General features: G+C 70.8%; 15 protein-coding genes and 1 pseudogene. 4 read left to right on the top strand and 12 right to left on the bottom strand.

All coding sequences use genetic code 11. The features are described 5' to 3' along the window. Window positions 1-67: 67 nt before the first annotated feature. The 7 genes from OG373_RS12325 to OG373_RS12295 form a co-directional block, all read right to left on the bottom strand. A complete protein-coding gene (locus OG373_RS12325) occupies window positions 68-712 on the bottom strand; it encodes a hypothetical protein (RefSeq protein WP_405438152.1) in 645 nt (214 codons plus the stop codon). A 97-nt stretch (window positions 713-809) separates the two neighbouring features. Then, a complete protein-coding gene (locus OG373_RS12320; RefSeq protein ID WP_405438150.1) occupies window positions 810-1,727 on the bottom strand; it encodes a hypothetical protein in 918 nt (305 codons plus the stop codon). 81 nt (window positions 1,728-1,808) lie between these two features. Continuing rightward, window positions 1,809-2,900: an LOG family protein gene (locus tag OG373_RS12315; RefSeq protein ID WP_405438148.1), complete on the bottom strand. Its 1,092-nt coding sequence runs from the start codon at window positions 2,898-2,900 to the stop codon at window positions 1,809-1,811. 26 nt (window positions 2,901-2,926) lie between these two features. Continuing rightward, entirely contained in the window at window positions 2,927-4,000 is a 1,074-nt protein-coding gene (locus OG373_RS12310) for a hypothetical protein (RefSeq protein ID WP_405438146.1), read from the bottom strand. Further along, a complete protein-coding gene (locus tag OG373_RS12305; RefSeq protein WP_405438144.1) occupies window positions 3,982-4,740 on the bottom strand; it encodes an ABC transporter ATP-binding protein in 759 nt (252 codons plus the stop codon). The genes OG373_RS12310 and OG373_RS12305 overlap by 19 nt, the downstream gene beginning before the upstream one ends. A gap of 187 nt (window positions 4,741-4,927) precedes the next feature. Then, window positions 4,928-6,307, bottom strand: a complete 1,380-nt coding sequence (locus OG373_RS12300; RefSeq protein WP_397737142.1) for an aspartate aminotransferase family protein — start codon at window positions 6,305-6,307, stop codon at window positions 4,928-4,930. Beyond that, window positions 6,292-6,795, bottom strand: a complete 504-nt coding sequence (locus OG373_RS12295) for an Lrp/AsnC family transcriptional regulator (protein ID WP_007266859.1) — start codon at window positions 6,793-6,795, stop codon at window positions 6,292-6,294. The genes OG373_RS12300 and OG373_RS12295 overlap by 16 nt, the downstream gene beginning before the upstream one ends. 168 nt (window positions 6,796-6,963) lie before the next feature. Between OG373_RS12295 and OG373_RS12290 the strand changes: the two genes are divergently transcribed. The 3 genes from OG373_RS12290 to OG373_RS12280 all read left to right on the top strand — a co-directional run bounded on the left by OG373_RS12290 (window position 6,964) and on the right by OG373_RS12280 (window position 10,261). Beyond that, window positions 6,964-8,403, top strand: a complete 1,440-nt coding sequence (locus tag OG373_RS12290) for a gamma-aminobutyraldehyde dehydrogenase (protein ID WP_189973268.1) — start codon at window positions 6,964-6,966, stop codon at window positions 8,401-8,403. A 93-nt stretch (window positions 8,404-8,496) separates the two neighbouring features. Continuing rightward, on the top strand, window positions 8,497-9,675 hold the full coding sequence (locus OG373_RS12285; protein ID WP_405438141.1) for a spermidine/putrescine ABC transporter substrate-binding protein: 1,179 nt from the start codon (window positions 8,497-8,499) through the stop codon (window positions 9,673-9,675). A 79-nt stretch (window positions 9,676-9,754) separates the two neighbouring features. Continuing rightward, complete coding sequence (locus tag OG373_RS12280; RefSeq protein WP_405438139.1) at window positions 9,755-10,261, top strand: hypothetical protein; 507 nt, start codon at window positions 9,755-9,757, stop codon at window positions 10,259-10,261. A gap of 9 nt (window positions 10,262-10,270) precedes the next feature. Here the strand turns inward: OG373_RS12280 and OG373_RS12275 are convergent, their stop codons facing one another. Next, the gene (locus OG373_RS12275; RefSeq protein ID WP_405438137.1) at window positions 10,271-10,960 is read right to left on the bottom strand and encodes a glycerophosphodiester phosphodiesterase; all 690 of its coding nucleotides are present in this window, start codon (window positions 10,958-10,960) and stop codon (window positions 10,271-10,273) included. 36 nt (window positions 10,961-10,996) lie between these two features. Further along, window positions 10,997-12,022 carry an adenosine deaminase gene (locus OG373_RS12270; RefSeq protein ID WP_405438135.1) on the bottom strand — a complete coding sequence of 342 codons (1,026 nt, stop codon included), beginning with the start codon at window positions 12,020-12,022 and terminating at the stop codon, window positions 10,997-10,999. Window positions 12,023-12,132: 110 nt separating this feature from the next. Here OG373_RS12270 and OG373_RS12265 point away from each other — a divergent pair, with 110 nt between their 5' ends. After that, window positions 12,133-12,840 carry a DUF4190 domain-containing protein gene (locus tag OG373_RS12265; protein ID WP_405438133.1) on the top strand — a complete coding sequence of 236 codons (708 nt, stop codon included), beginning with the start codon at window positions 12,133-12,135 and terminating at the stop codon, window positions 12,838-12,840. Window positions 12,841-12,853: 13 nt separating this feature from the next. Here OG373_RS12265 and OG373_RS12260 read toward each other — a convergent pair. The 3 genes and pseudogenes from OG373_RS12260 to OG373_RS12250 all read right to left on the bottom strand — a co-directional run. Then, window positions 12,854-13,696: pseudogene (locus tag OG373_RS12260) on the bottom strand (TROVE domain-containing protein); the annotation flags it as partial. A 43-nt stretch (window positions 13,697-13,739) separates the two neighbouring features. Continuing rightward, window positions 13,740-14,153, bottom strand: a complete 414-nt coding sequence (locus OG373_RS12255) for an NUDIX hydrolase (protein WP_405438131.1) — start codon at window positions 14,151-14,153, stop codon at window positions 13,740-13,742. Beyond that, window positions 14,150-14,704, bottom strand: a complete 555-nt coding sequence (locus tag OG373_RS12250; protein WP_405438129.1) for an NADAR family protein — start codon at window positions 14,702-14,704, stop codon at window positions 14,150-14,152. The genes OG373_RS12255 and OG373_RS12250 overlap by 4 nt, the downstream gene beginning before the upstream one ends. Window positions 14,705-14,819 lie beyond the last annotated feature (115 nt).

The raw sequence follows: 14,819 nt of genomic DNA, 5'->3' as shown, positions 1-14,819 counted from the left end.
GTTCCTCTCCATCACCCAGCATGCACGCGGCACCCGCAGGGCGCCTGCCGGAGTAGGAATCCACAGGTCAGAGCGGATCGGTGGGGTTCGGGGCACCCGTTTTGGCGGTGCCCCGCCGGACGCGCAGGATGTACAGGCTGATGACCAGCGCCCAGGCCGGGAACACCAGCTCGGCCCAGGGCACACCGGAGGCGACCACGAGCAGGACCAGACCGACGACGGTGCCCAGCATCGCCAGCGGCTTGGGGAAGACGCCGAGCATCCGCCCGATGGTCGAGGTCGCGAACACGAAGACGGCCGCCATCCGCATGGCGTACGTCGCGAGCATCGTGTAGGCGTAGTGGCGGCCGAAGTCGGAGGGCGTGCCCTCGGAGAGCACCGTGCCCGCCGCCGCGGCGGAGCCGAACAGGGTGGCCACGAAGACGAATCCGCTGCCGAGGAACACGGTGGCGACGAACCGGTCCTCGGCCGCGCCCGTGTGCGCACGCAGGGCGCCCATGAACCAGAGGAAGAAGATGCCCGCGAAGGGCACGATCTCCAGCGCCACTTGGATCGCCCAGTGCTTGCCCGGGTCGATGGGCGCGTCGGCGACGTCGCCCGAAGGCACGGCGATCCGCATCAGGACGATGGCCGCCGCGAGCAGCAGGGCGAAGGCGACTCCCGCCATCCCGGCCGCGCGCGGCGTGTCGAGCCGATCGGTCGTGGCATTCACGAGCCCTCACTCTCTCCCCCGCTCCAGCAAGCGGCAGCCACCGCCGCGCCACCACCGGGGGCGGCCGACCGGGTGAGGAGCCCGGTCGGCCGACGGGTCAGCCGACCGGTTCCGGCACCGGCTCGGTGGCCCCCTCGCCTGCTCCCTCGTCGGAGCCCTCGTGCTTGCCGTACCAGGCGACCGCGACCGCGCCGGCGACGGCCATGACGAATCCGAGCACCGCCAGCCAGGCCAGGCCCTGACGGGAGGCGTCGCCGAGCCACAGGACGCCGATCGCGCCCGGGAGGACCGTCTCGCCGACGACCAGGGCCGCCGTGGCGCCGTTGACCGAGCCGATCTGGAGGGCGACCGTGTGCAGGTACATGCCGCCGATGCCCGCCACCAGGATGGCGTAGAGGGCCGGGTCGGCGAGGAAGGTGGCGAGGTCGAACGGGTCGACGCCGTTCAGGATCCGGACGCCGACGCCGAGCGCGCCGAAGCCCAGGCCCGACAGCAGGCCCGCCAGGATCGCCGCCCCGCCGCCGAGGAGACGTACGGCCACCGTGCCGCCCACCATCAGCACCAGGGTGATCCCCAGCAGCCACCAGTGCGTGGACATCGGCGCGTGGTGGCCGCCCTCATGGCCCGCGGCCGTCGCCAGCAGCACCAGCGCGGTGCAGACGACCCCGATCGAGGTCCACTCCTTCCGGCTCAGCCGGATGCCCAGCATCTTCACGCTCAGTACGGCCGTGATCACCAGGTTGGCGCTGATCACCGTCTGGGAGAGGAAGAGGGGAAGGAGGCGCGCTGCCAGCGCCCCGAGCCCGAAGCCCACGAAGTCCAGGATGGTGCCGACGATGAATTCCCAGGTCATCGCCGCTTTCGCGGTGGACGACAGGTTGGGGCCGCCGTGGGCGGTCGTCCCGGCGGCGGTCGGGGACATCCGTGCGGCGCGGCGCGAACCGACAGCTTGCAGCACGGATCCTGTGCCGTAGCAGATGGATGCCGCGATGGCGGTCAGCAGGCCTATGAGCACGAAGGGCTCCGTTCACGTCTGGCAGGGTTTGCGGTACCTCTCCTGAGACGTGAGAACCGACCGGTAAGTTGCTTCCCGAGGTCAGCTCATTGTCGCGAGGACGTCCGGGACCTCGTCCACGGAGTCGACGAGCGCGATCCGGGACTCCATCGCACGGCCGCGGGCCAGCGCGCGGAGCAGGGGCCACGCCGGGAGGTGCTCGGTCCAGTGGGTGCGGCCGACCAGGATCATCGGCGCCGGTTCGCCCCGCGACCCGTAGTAGTTCGGCGTCGCGTTGTCGAAGATCTCCTGGACCGTGCCCGCCGCGCCGGGCAGGAAGACCACGCCCGCGGTGGAACGGGCCAGCAGCCCGTCCTCACGGGTGGCGTTCGCGAAGTACTTCGCGATGTGTCCCGCGAAGGCGTTCGGCGGCTCGTGCCCGTAGAACCAGGTCGGGATGCCCACCGAGTCACCGCCGGCCGGGAAGCGCTCGCGTACGTCGAAGGCCGCGCGCGCCCATTCGGACACCGACGGCGTGAAGGAAGGGGCCTTGGCCAGCAGCTCCAGGGCCTCGGTGAGGGCCTCGTCCGGGGCCGGGGCCAGGTAGGCGCCCAGGTTGGCGGCCTCCATCGCGCCCGGGCCGCCGCCGGTGGCGACCGTCAGCCCGGACCGGGTCAGCGCCCGGCCCAGCTCCGCCGCACCGCGGTAGTCCGTACCACCGCGCGCCATGGCGTGGCCGCCCATCACACCCACGACCCGGGCGCCCACGAGGTGCTCGTCGAGGGCGTCGGAGATGGCGTCGTCGTGGAGGGAGCGCAGCATCGAGGAGAAGACGTCGCCGTCGGACTTCGCCTCCTGGAACCAGGCGTACGCCTCGGCGTCCGGGGTGGCCTCGTACCCGTCGGGCAGCCCGGTGAAGAGCTCCTCGGGCGTGTAGAGCAGGCCCCGGTACGGGTTGAACGGCAGGTCCGGCACGGGCGGGAAGACCAGCGCACCGTCGGCGCGGACCTTCACCGCCGCGTCGGGCTCCATCGGGCAGCCCAGGAACACCGCCGCCGAGGTGTCGGCCGAGAGCAGCGCGAAGGTCCGCTCCAGAAGGTTCACCGACTGGATCCGGTAGCCGCTGAGCGAGCCGCGCGCCACGACCTGGTCGAATTCGGCGAGCGTCTCGATCTCGATGTCTGGGGTGACCATTCGGCCCACCCTAAGGGCTGCTCGTCTCAGCGGGTCAATGCCAGCGACGTCAGTTGCGCCACACCCCAGCTGAGCGGGAGGCACACGGCCAGGAGCGCGGTGGCCCGCAGACTCGCGGCGCTGCGCAGCACGTTGGACGGGGCGCCGAGGTCGAGCAGGGCGGTGCGTCCGGATTCCCGGCCCCGGCGGGCCTCCACCACGGAGGTGAGAAGGGTCGCGGCGGCGCACAGGGTCACCAGGAGGGCGGTCGGCCAGGTCAGCGGGCCCAGCGGGACGGGCAGTCCGCCCCGGTCGCGCAGGGCGAGGGCGGTCAGGGCGCACGCGGCCACCGAGCACAGCACTCCCAGCGGCGGCCCGATCCGGGGGGCCTCCTGCTGGAGGACCCGTCCGGCCAGCAGCCGGAGCGCGCCCGGGCGTACGGCCTGGACCAGGCTGCCGCAGGCGTAGGCGAGACCCGGTCCGGCGAGGGCGAGCCCGACCGCGGTCAGCGACCAGCCGACGAGTACCCCGCCGCCGGTCCGGCCCGCGTACGCGAGGACGGCGAGCCCGCAGGCGGTCAGGGCGATGCCCCAGGGCAGTCCGGTCTGCGGGGCCAGCGGCGGGTGCGGGCGCAGCGCGAGAGCGGTGGCGGCCGAGGCGGCCACCGGGATCAGACCCAGCAGGGTGAGGGCGCCCGCCACGGGCAGCGGCCGGTCGGCGTGGAGCAGCTCGGCCCCGGCCCCGTCGAACGGCAGCCCGGCCACGTCCCCGCGCAGGTGGAGGAAGACGGCCAGGGCAAGGGCGGCGCCCAGGGCGCAGGCGACGGCGGTGGAGATCGCGGCGGCCAGCGTGAGCCGGAGGGGGCCCAGCCCGGCGGCGTCCATTCCCTCGCGGGGCCGGGTGGCGGGGTCGGCCCGGGCCACGACGACGGCGAGGTGGACGGTGACGGCCAGCGGGATCAGTGCCCACAGCAGGCGAGGGAACGATCCGGCAGGCTGGGCCACGGCCCCGGCGAGTACGTAGAGCAGCAGGAAGCCGGTCCCGGCCGAGGCGGCGGCGACGAGGAGCCGCCGCAGCTGGACGAGTGGCCGGGAACCGCGGGCTAGGCGGAGAGCGAGCACGCGGTCTGGTCCTCCGTTGTGTCGGCGACGGCGGAGGCGGCGGCCGCGGCCCCCGCGAGGCGGCCGTCGAGCAGGGCGATCCGGCGGTCCGCGACGGCCGCGGTGGCCTCGTCGTGGGTGGCCAGCAGCACGGTGACGTCGTGGGAGCGGGCCGCGGTGGTCAGCGCACGCAGCAGCAGCGCCCGCTCGGTGAGGTGCAGCGGGGCCGTGGGCTCGTCGGCGAAGATCACCGCGGGCTCGTTGACCAGGGCCCGGGCGAGGGCGACGCGCTGGCACTCGGAGCGGCTCAGGGCGCCGGGGCGCTTGCGGGCGAAGCCGCCGATGTCGAGGCGGTCCAGCCATTCGCAGGCGGCGCTGCGGGCGCTGCGGTGGGAGGCGCCGGCGAGCAGCAGGGGCAGGGCCGCGTTCTCCCAGACCTTCAGCTCGGGCAGCAGCTGGGGTTCGTGGCCGATCCAGCCGAACCGGTCGCGGCGCAGCCGTTCGCGGACGACCGTGCCCATGGTGTGCACGGGGACGCTGTTGAACCAGACCTCGCCCTGCTGGGGGCGCAGCTGTCCGGACAGACAGCGGAGCAGGGTGGTCTTGCCGCTGCCGCGGGGGCCGGTCAGGGCGAGGATCTCGCCCTGGCGGACTGCGACGGAGACCTCGACGAGGGCCGGGGAACCGTCGTGGGAGTAGTGAAGGGACCGAGCCCACAGGACGTCATTGTCAGGCGGGGCATTGTCCGGTGGAGCCACCATGGCGTACACCTCCGTCCGGGGGAACGAAGCGGAACCCGCTGAAGTCACTGGCGCCGCACTGAGATGTAAAGAGATGAACGTCTTGGATGGTGACAGCACACGGCCCGGACCCCCGCGTTCTCACTCGAACGGAGGATCCGGGCCGTGTGATTGGGCTACTGCGGCTCGGAGGGCCGGTGGCCCGGGGCTACAGCTTGGTCCACGCCTCGGTGAGCACGGAGCGCAGGATGGCCTCGATCTCGTCGAAGGTGCCCTGGTCCGCGATCAGCGGCGGCGCGAGCTGGATGACCGGGTCACCGCGGTCGTCGGCCCGGCAGTACAGGCCGTTCTCGAAGAGGGCCTTGGAGAGGAAGCCGTAGAGCACGCGCTCCGTCTCCTCGTCCGTGAAGGACTCCTTGGTCACCTTGTCCTTGACGAGCTCGATGCCGTAGAAGTAGCCGTTGCCGCGGACGTCGCCGACGATCGGCAGGTCGTGCAGCTTCTCCAGCGTGGCGCGGAAGGCGTCCTCGTGCTTCAGCACGTGCTGATTGAGGCCTTCCTTGTCGAAGATGTCGAGGTTGGCGATGGCCACCGCCGAGGACACCGGGTGTCCGCCGAAGGTGTAGCCGTGCAGGAAGGTGTTCTCGCCCTTGTAGAACGGCTCCGCGAGGCGGTCCGAGATGATGCAGGCACCGATCGGGGAGTAGCCCGAGGTCATGCCCTTGGCGCAGGTGATCATGTCCGGCACGTAGTCGAACTTGTCGCAGGCGAACATGGTGCCCAGACGGCCGAAGGCACAGATCGTCTCGTCGGACACGAGCAGTACGTCGTACTCGTCGCAGATCTCGCGGACCCGCTGGAAGTACCCGGGCGGCGGCGGGAAGCAGCCGCCGGCGTTCTGCACCGGCTCCAGGAAGACGGCGGCGACGGTGTCGGCGCCCTCGAAGAGGATCTCCTGCTCGATCTGGTCGGCGCACCAGCGCCCGAAGGCCTCGGGGTCGTCGCCGTAGATCGGGGCGCGGTAGATGTTGGTGTTCGGCACCTTGTGCGCGCCGGGGACCAGCGGCTCGAAGGGGGCCTTCAGGGCCGGCAGACCCGTGATGGACAGGGCGCCCTGCGGGGTGCCGTGATAGGCGACCGCACGCGAGATGACCTTGTACTTCGTGTGCTTGCCCTGGAGCTTGAAGTACTGCTTGGCGAGCTTCCAGGCCGTCTCGACGGCCTCGCCGCCACCGGTGGTGAAGAAGACCTTGTTCAGGTCGCCGGGGGCGTACTGGGCGAGGCGCTCGGCGAGCTCCACGGCCTTGGGGTGCGCGTACGACCAGATGGGAAAGAACGCGAGTTCCTGGGCCTGCTTGTAGGCGACCTCGGCCAGTTCCTTGCGGCCGTGACCGGCGTTGACCACGAACAGGCCGGCGAGGCCGTCCAGGTAGCGCTTGCCCTTGTCGTCCCAGATGTAGGTGCCCTCGCCCCGGACGATGGTGGGGACGGGGGAGTTCTCGTAGGACGACATGCGGGTGAAGTGCATCCACAGGTGGTCGTACGCGGTCTTGGAGAGGTCCTGGCTCACGGTTATCGGGTTCCCCACATGTAGGTCTGCTTCTTCAGCTTCAGGTAAACGAAGCTTTCGGTTGATCGCACGCCGGGGAGCGTGCGGATCTTCTTGTTGATCGTTTCGAGCAGGTGGTCGTCGTCCTCGCAGACGATTTCCACCATCAGGTCGAACGACCCTGCGGTCATGACCACGTACTCGCACTCGGCCATGGCGGTCAGCGCGTCGGCCACCGGGTCGAGGTCTCCCTCGACGTTGATGCCGACCATGGCCTGGCGTCGCAGGCCCACGGTGAGCGGGTCGGTGACGGCGACGATCTGCATGACGCCCTGGTCGAGCAGCTTCTGCACCCGCTGGCGCACCGCCGCTTCGGACAGGCCTACGGCCTTGCCGATCGATGCATAGGGACGGCGACCGTCCTCCTGCAGTTGCTCGATGATCGCCAGGGACACAGCATCGACCGAAGGGGACGGTTGTCTGTTCCTGGAATCTGCGCTTCGACTGACCACGACCTCACTGTGCACGAGGGTCGTCTGTTCCGCAAGACGGATTCGATGAAATCCGTTGTTTGAAGACTCCGATCTCACTGATTTCGTAGTTGGTGGCGTCCGGGTCTGTCGAAAGCCTCCGCCGAGGGGCTAGGCTTGGCTTTTGTCTCAATCGTTGGACATGTGATCAGGAGTGTGGCTGTAGTGACCACCGAACTGCGTCGTCTGCGCAACTACATCGGCGGGGAGTTCAAGGACGCCGCCGACGGGCGGACCACCGAGGTGGTCAACCCGGCCACCGGCGAGGTGTACGCCACCGCCCCGCTCTCGGGCCAGGCCGATGTCGACGCCGCCATGGCCGCCGCCGCGGCCGCCTTCCCGGGCTGGCGCGACACCACCCCGGCGGAGCGCCAGAAGGCGCTGCTGAAGATCGCGGACGCCTTCGAGGCGCGCGCGGACGAGCTCGTCGCCGCCGAGTCGGAGAACACCGGCAAGCCGCTGGCCCTCACGGCCAGTGAGGAGCTGCCGCCGATGGTGGACCAGATCCGCTTCTTCGCCGGTGCCGCACGCCTGCTGGAGGGCCGCTCGGCCGGCGAGTACATGGAGGGGATGACCTCGATCATCCGCCGCGAGCCGGTCGGCGTCTGCGCCCAGGTCGCGCCGTGGAACTACCCGATGATGATGGCCGTGTGGAAGTTCGCCCCGGCCATCGCGGCGGGCAACACCGTCGTGCTCAAGCCCTCGGACACCACCCCGGCCTCCACCGTGCTGATGGCGGAGATCATCGACTCGGTACTGCCCAAGGGTGTCTTCAACGTCATCTGCGGTGACCGTGAGACCGGCAAGGCCATGGTCGAGCACTCCACCCCGGCGATGGCCTCCATCACCGGCTCGGTGCGTGCCGGCATGCAGGTGGCCGAGAGCGCCTCCAAGGACGTCAAGCGCGTCCACCTGGAGCTCGGCGGCAAGGCCCCGGTCGTGGTCTTCGAGGACGCCGACATCCCCAAGGCCGTCGAGGACATCGCCGTCGCCGGTTACTTCAACGCCGGCCAGGACTGCACCGCCGCCACCCGCGTGCTCGTGCACGAGTCGATCCACGACGAGTTCGTGGCCGCGCTCGCCAAGGCCGCCGCCGACACCAAGACCGGCCAGCCGGACGACGAGGACGTGCTGTACGGCCCGCTGAACAACCCGAACCAGCTCAAGCAGGTCGCGGGCTTCATCGAGCGGCTCCCCGCCCACGCCAAGGTCGAGGCGGGTGGCCACCAGGTCGGCGAGAAGGGCTACTTCTACGCCCCGACCGTGGTCTCCGGCCTCAAGCAGGACGACGAGATCATCCAGAACGAGGTCTTCGGCCCCGTCATCACCGTCCAGTCCTTCACCGACGAGGGCCAGGCCCTGGAGTACGCGAACGGCGTCGAGTTCGCCCTCGCCTCCTCCGTGTGGACCAAGGACCACGGCCGCGCGATGCGGATGTCCAAGAACCTCGACTTCGGCTGCGTGTGGATCAACACCCACATCCCGCTCGTCGCCGAGATGCCGCACGGCGGCTTCAAGAAGTCCGGCTACGGCAAGGACCTCTCCGCCTACGGCTTCGAGGACTACACGCGCATCAAGCACGTGATGACCTCGCTCGACGGCTGATCGGCCGCATCGATCACAGCACAGCGTTGACGGGGCGGGCAGTAGACAACATGTCTATTGCCCGCCCCTTCCGTGTTCCCCGAGGCTTTGCCCATGCCCGAACTCGCCTTCTCCCGCCGTTCTGCGCTGTACGGCCTCGGTGCCGCGGGCCTCGCGGCCGCCCTCGCCGGCTGCGGCGTGCCCGCCGCGTACGTTCCCGAGGAAGGGCGCGAGGGCCCGGACAGCTCGGAGCGGGACCGCAGTGTCGCCTTCTCCAACTGGCCGCTCTACATCGACACCGATGAGGAGGACGAGGAGCGCCGTCCCACGCTGGAGGCGTTCTCGGAGCAGACGGGCATCGAGGTCCGGTACACCGAGGAGATCAACGACAACGACGAGTTCTTCGGCAAGGTCAGCCCGGCCCTGATGAACCGCCAGGAGACCGGTCACGACCTGATCGTGGTCAGCGACTGGATGGCCGCGCGCTTCGTCCACCTGGGCTGGGCCCAGAAGCTGGACCGGCCGGCCCAGCCCAACGTGGCCAGGCACCTCGACCCGCAGCTGCGTTCCCCCGCCTTCGACGAGGGCCGGCTGCACACCGTCCCCTGGCAGTCGGGGATCACCGGCATCGCCTACAACCGCAGGGCCCTGGGCCGGGAGATCAAGTCGGTCAAGGACCTGTGGCAGCCGGACCTGGCGGGCAGGGTGACCCTCTTCTCCGGCCTCGACGAGTCCTTCGCCCTGCTGATGCAGGGCAACGGCGTGGACGTCACGCGCTGGACCGAATCCGACTTCCACCGGATGTGCGACCAGGTCGAGAGCATGGTGAGGAAGAAGCACATCCGCCGTTTCACCGGCAACGACTACACCTCCGACCTGAGCAAGGGCGATGTCCTCGCCTGTCAGGCCTACTCCGGAGATGCCATCCAACTCCAGGCCGACAACCCGGACATCGAGTTCGTGGTCCCCGAGGAGGGGGCCGAGCTCTGGGCGGAGAGCCTGCTCGTCCCCAACCTGGCCCGGCACAAGGCCAATGCCGAGGCCCTCATGGACTACTACTACGCCCCGGAGGTGGCCGCCGAGCTCGCCGCCTCCGTCAACTACGTCTGCCCCGTCCCGGCCGCCCGGGAGGTCCTCGCCGCCTCCGACGACAAGGAGACCGCCGAACTGGCCGAGAACCCGCTGATCTTCCCGGACGAGGACATGCGCAAGAGGCTGGTCGTGGCGCGGGACATCTCCTCGGCCGAGCGCCGCTCCCTCGCCAGGCGCTGGAACGCGATCGTCGGCCTCTGACGGGGCACCGGGCGGCTGGTGTTGAACACGTTCAGCAAATTGGCTGAACGTGTTCAGAAATGGGCGTAGGCTTCCTTCCATGAGCGAGAGAAGCGCCCTTCAGCGGCGGATCCGTGCCTGGTTGACCCTGTTCCTGATCTGCCTGGTGCTCAGCGGCCTCACGGCCTTCCCTCTGGTCAGCGAACTCCGCTGGGCCAACGCCCTGATCGACAACGAGTGGCTGCGACGGGTGGGCGACGGGCTGGAGCAGGCCGACGCCGATTACCCCTTCCTCCTGTACGGGACCGACTGGCTCGCCTTCGCCCACCTCGTCATCGCCGTGTTCTTCTACGGGGTCCACCGCGACCCGGTCCGCAACATCTGGATCGTCGAAGCCGGCATGATCGCCTGCGCCGGAGTGATCCCGCTGGCCCTGATGTGCGGCCCGATCCGGGGCATCCCCATCTGGTGGAGCGTCATCGACATGTCGTTCGGCGTCTTCGGGGTGATCCCCCTGCTGGTCCTCCGCCGCATGATCAAGCGCCTGGAGCGCCTGGAGGGTTCGGAGCGCCCGGAGCGTCCGGAAGCCGTGTCGGCCACCGGGTGAAGGCCCGTATCACCGCCCGAGCCCGGCCCGTACGGACGCCAGCGCGTCCAGCCGGTTCGTGGTGATCGAGTCGACCCCTGCCGCGACGAGGGCCTTCATCGTCCGCTTGGTGTCCGCGGTCCAGGCCGACACCAGCAGCCCGTCCCGGTGGAGCGCGTCGACCAGCTCCCGGCCCACCAGCCCGAAGCGGTAGTTGAGCCAGCGCGGCGCCAGGGCGTCGACCAGGGCCCGCCGCGGCGGCGACAGCGAGGTCCAGGTCAGCGCGATCTCCGCGCCCGGATCCGCGGCACGGACCGCCAGCATGGTGTTCGGGCCCGCGCAGTAGTACGTGCGCTCGCGCGCCCCGCACTCGCGGACCTCGCCCACGACGATCCGTACCGCTTCGGGGGTGGCGCCCGGGAGGTCGAGCATCAGCCGGCCCGGGCCCGCGGCCAGCAGGGCGTCGCGCAGCGTCGGCACCCCGCCCAGCGTCAGCTCCTTCAGCTGCGGGGCCGTGACGTCGTCGAGGCGTACGTCGTGGCCCCACAGCCGCTGGAGCGTCTCGTCGTGGAGCAGGACCGGAACTCCGTCCCGGGTCAGCCGTACGTCGATCTCGACGTCGTCCGCCCCGCGCGCGAAGGCGGAGCGGATCGAGGCCAGGGTGTTCTCACGGACACGGTAGGGATCGCCGCGGTGGCCGACGGCAGTCAGAGTGCTCATGTCCCCATTCTCGGGGGCGCAGTTGCCGGAAGGGCGTCAGCGCGCGAGCCATTGCGAGGTGTACGTGTCGATCTCCGCGTTCAGCTTCGCCTTGCCGGCCGGGTCCAGGAAGGAGGCCTCGACGGCGTTCTTCGCGAGCTGCGCGAGCCCGCGCTCGTCGAGGTCGAGGAGGCGCGCGGCCACCGCGTACTCGTTGTTGAGGTCGGAGCCGAACATCGGCGGGTCGTCGCTGTTGATGGTGACGAGCACGCCCGCCGCGACCATCTCCTTGACCGGGTGCAGGTCGAGGTCGGTCACCGCGCGGGTGGCGATGTTGGAGGTCGGGCAGACCTCCAGGGCGATCCGGTGCTCGGCGAGGTACGCGAGCAGCTCGGGGTCCTGTGTGGCGCTGGTGCCGTGGCCGATGCGCTCGGCGCCGAGCTCGCGGATGGCGTCCCAGATCGTTTCCGGGCCGGTGGTCTCGCCGGCGTGCGGGACGCTGTGCAGGCCGACGGCGCGGGCCGCGTCGAAGTACGGCTTGAACTGCGGCCGCGGGACGCCGATCTCGGGGCCGCCGAGGCCGAAGGAGACCAGGCCCTCGGGGCGGTGGTCGACGGCGAGCCGCGCGGTCTCGGCGGCGGCCTCCAGGCCGGCCTCGCCGGGGATGTCGAAGCACCAGCGCAGGATGACGCCGAGTTCGGTCTCGGCGGCCTTGCGGGCGTCCTCGATGGCCTCCATGAAGGCCTTCTCGTCGATGCCGCGGCGGGTGGAGGAGTACGGGGTGATGGTCAGCTCGGCGTAGCGGATGTTCTGCCGGGCCATGTCGCGGGCCACCTCGAAGGTGAGGGTGCGCACGTCGTCCGGGGTGCGGACCAGGTCGACCACCGACAGGTAGACCTCGATGAAGTGGGCGAAGTCGGTGAAGGTGAAGTAGTCGGCGAGGGCCTCGGGGTCGGTGGGGACCTTCGAGTCCGGGTGCCGGGAGGCGAGCTCGGCCACGATGCGCGGGGATGCCGAGCCGACGTGGTGGACATGGAGTTCGGCCTTGGGCAGCCCCGCGATGAAGGGGTGCAGGTCGGTCATGGGGTTGCCTCCGGGAGGACGCGGGTGCGGTCGGGTCGGGATTCATCGTAGGCACGCCGGGGACTGTCGGTGGCAGCGCTTAGCATGGCTGTACGAGAGGGGGGCGCCGTATGACCGACAGCAGTCCCGAGCCGCGAGACCCGTGGGTGCCGCCGGAGCGGCCGGCGGTCGAGCTGGGCAAGCCGCAGGCCGCGCAGGGTCAACCGGGCGTGTCGGGCCCGCCGTCCGTGCACGACCAGCCGACGCTCGCCGGGATGCCGGGAGGCGACCCGTTCCCCCCGTCGGCGCCGGCCCAGCCCTATCCGGCGACCCCGACCCCGACTCCGACGCCGATGCCGATGCCGATGACCGGGCCGCCCGCGTCCGCGGCGTACGGGTACCCGGCCCAGCCCGGTTACGGGTACCCCGGCGACGCCGGATACCCCGGGACGACCGGCTACCCGGGATATCAGGGGTACCAGGGATACCCGGGCCAGGGTGCGTACCCGCCCTACGGGGCCCGGCGCAGCAATGGCTTCGGCGTCGCCGGGCTCGTCCTCGGGATCCTCTCGGTCGTCGGCTGCATCACCAGCTTCTTCGCGATAGCCCTCGGCATAGCCGCGGTCGTCTTCGGCACCCTGGGCCGTGGCAAGGCGAGCCGCGGCGAGGCCGACAACGGTGGGATGGCGCTCGCCGGCATCATCCTCGGCGCGATCGGGATCGTGCTCGGCGCCCTGATGATCGCGGTCATGTTCGCCGGTTTCATGGACCGGGGGCCGAGCGACGACTCGCCCTACGACAGCCCGTACGACAACTCCCGGCTGCGCGAGAAGGTCTGACCGGGCCGCTGCCTCAGGAGGCCCACGGCCAGTCGGCGTTGCTGCCGGCCTCGATCAGGGACACCATCCGGAAGGCACCGTCGGTGAGCCCGCCGAAGGTGTGCCGGTTCGCCCCGCCGGAGGGCGCGTGCCCGGCGCGGTAGCCGGCCAGGTTCCAGGTGTAGACGGGAACCGTGGACGGTACCTCGGCCGTCGGATCGCCGCCGTGCCCGTATGCGGCGGCCTGCTCGTCGGTGACGATCAACACCCGGTCGTGGTCCCGGTAGTGCTGCTTCACCGCCTTGGCCGTGTAGGTCGCGCCGAGGTTCCCGAACCGCTCCAGCACCTTCAGTACGGACTCGCCCCGGCGGTACGGAACCGCCTGACCGGTCGTACCGAACTGCACCAGGTCGGCCTGCTCGGCCCGCAGCGCCAGCGCCGCACCGAACACGGCGGCGGCGTCCGCCCGGTTGAGCCGGGACCGGTCCGAGAGCGGGTACCACATCGACCCCGAGCGGTCGACGAGGACCAGTGTCCGCCCGGGCAGCGCCGGTACGTTGGCCAGCGAGTGGCCGAGCGCCTGTTCCAGCGGGTACGCCCAGCGCCGCGAGGGAGCGTGCTGATGGGCGGCCAGGTAGCGGAGGGGGAACTGCCGCGACCGGGCGACGACCTCCGGGTCGGAGATCCTCGCCGCGACCTGCGCGGCCACCGCGTCCGAGACCCCGGCCCCGTCGAAGTTGCGCAGGTTGCGCAGCAGCGCCATCGCGCCCATCGAGGGGATGATCGCCTCCCAGGCGGCCGCGTCCATCGGCCCCTGGAGCCAGCCGGCCAGCGCCTCCCAGGTCATGCCCGCCTCCGCGAGCCGCTCGGCGGCATCCGCCTCGGATCCCCGCCCCAGACCTCGGCGCCGGACCTCGGCCTCAGACCTCGACCGTGGACAGCAGCGTCGCCACCATGACCTCGCCCTCGGCGGCGCCCCGCGACAGCGGGACCCAGATGAGCCCGACCATCCGCGGGCAGTCGCACGTGAGGTCCGCGTCGACGCCGAGGACCGGCTCCCCGGGCTCGACCTCCACACGGAAGCAGGAGGTCCAGCCCGAGGGGTAGGGCGCGTCGTACGCGAACCGCACGTCCAGGGCGCGCAGGCCGACCTCCTCCGCCACCTCCCGCCGGACCGCGTCCTCGGGCTCCTCGCCCGCCTCCAGGCCGCCGCCCGGCAGCGTCCAGTACTCCGGCCCGTCATGCCGCCCCGTCGGCCCCAGGCCGCGCTCGCGCACCATCAGCACGCAGCCGTCCCGGAGGATCACGGCGGCGACCCGGCGCCGTTCCGTCACGCGTCGCCCTCGCGCAGTCGCTTCCGGGCCTCCATGAGGGCGAAGCCCAGTAGGTTCAGCCCGCGCCAGCTCGCCGGGTCCAGTGCGCGCCCGTCGTCGGCCGCGAGCCCGATGCCCCAGATCCGGTCCATCGGGCTCGCCTCCACCAGTACCCGGTCACCGGTGTTCAGCAGGTACCCGCGCAGCGCAGGGTCGGAACCGAACTTGTGCACGCTGCCCTCCACCACCAGGGCGAAGCGCTCCCGCTCCCATATCGCGTTGTCGAAGCGGCGCACGAGCCGCCCGACCTTCTTCGCCTCTGCCGGGCTCTTCGCCTCCAGCGCGGCGCGCTCCGCCTCGGCGTCGCCGAACAGCCGGGCCTTGCCGGCCATCATCCAGTGCTCCGCGGTCGCATAACGGACGTCACCGACAGTGAAGGCAGAGGGCCACCACTGGCTCATACAGCTCGGTCCGAGGCGGCCGTCCGGCTGCGGCCGGTGCCCCCAGAACGGCAGGTACTTCACCCGCTCACCACGGCTGACCTGCTTGATCAGTTCGTCCAGCATCTCCATGCACGCGAGTCTGGCAGTCGCCACTGACACTTCGTACGGGATTTTCGGTGCGCCTCGACACATGGTCGACCGATTCCGTCGCGTAATCAAAAGGCAACAACGGAATCCCTTGGCC

The sequence above is a fragment of the Streptomyces avidinii genome, from assembly GCF_045161815.1.
In the GTDB taxonomy this organism is placed as follows: Bacteria; Actinomycetota; Actinomycetes; order Streptomycetales; family Streptomycetaceae; genus Streptomyces; species Streptomyces avidinii.
This window is presented reverse-complemented; position numbering and strand designations above follow the sequence as displayed.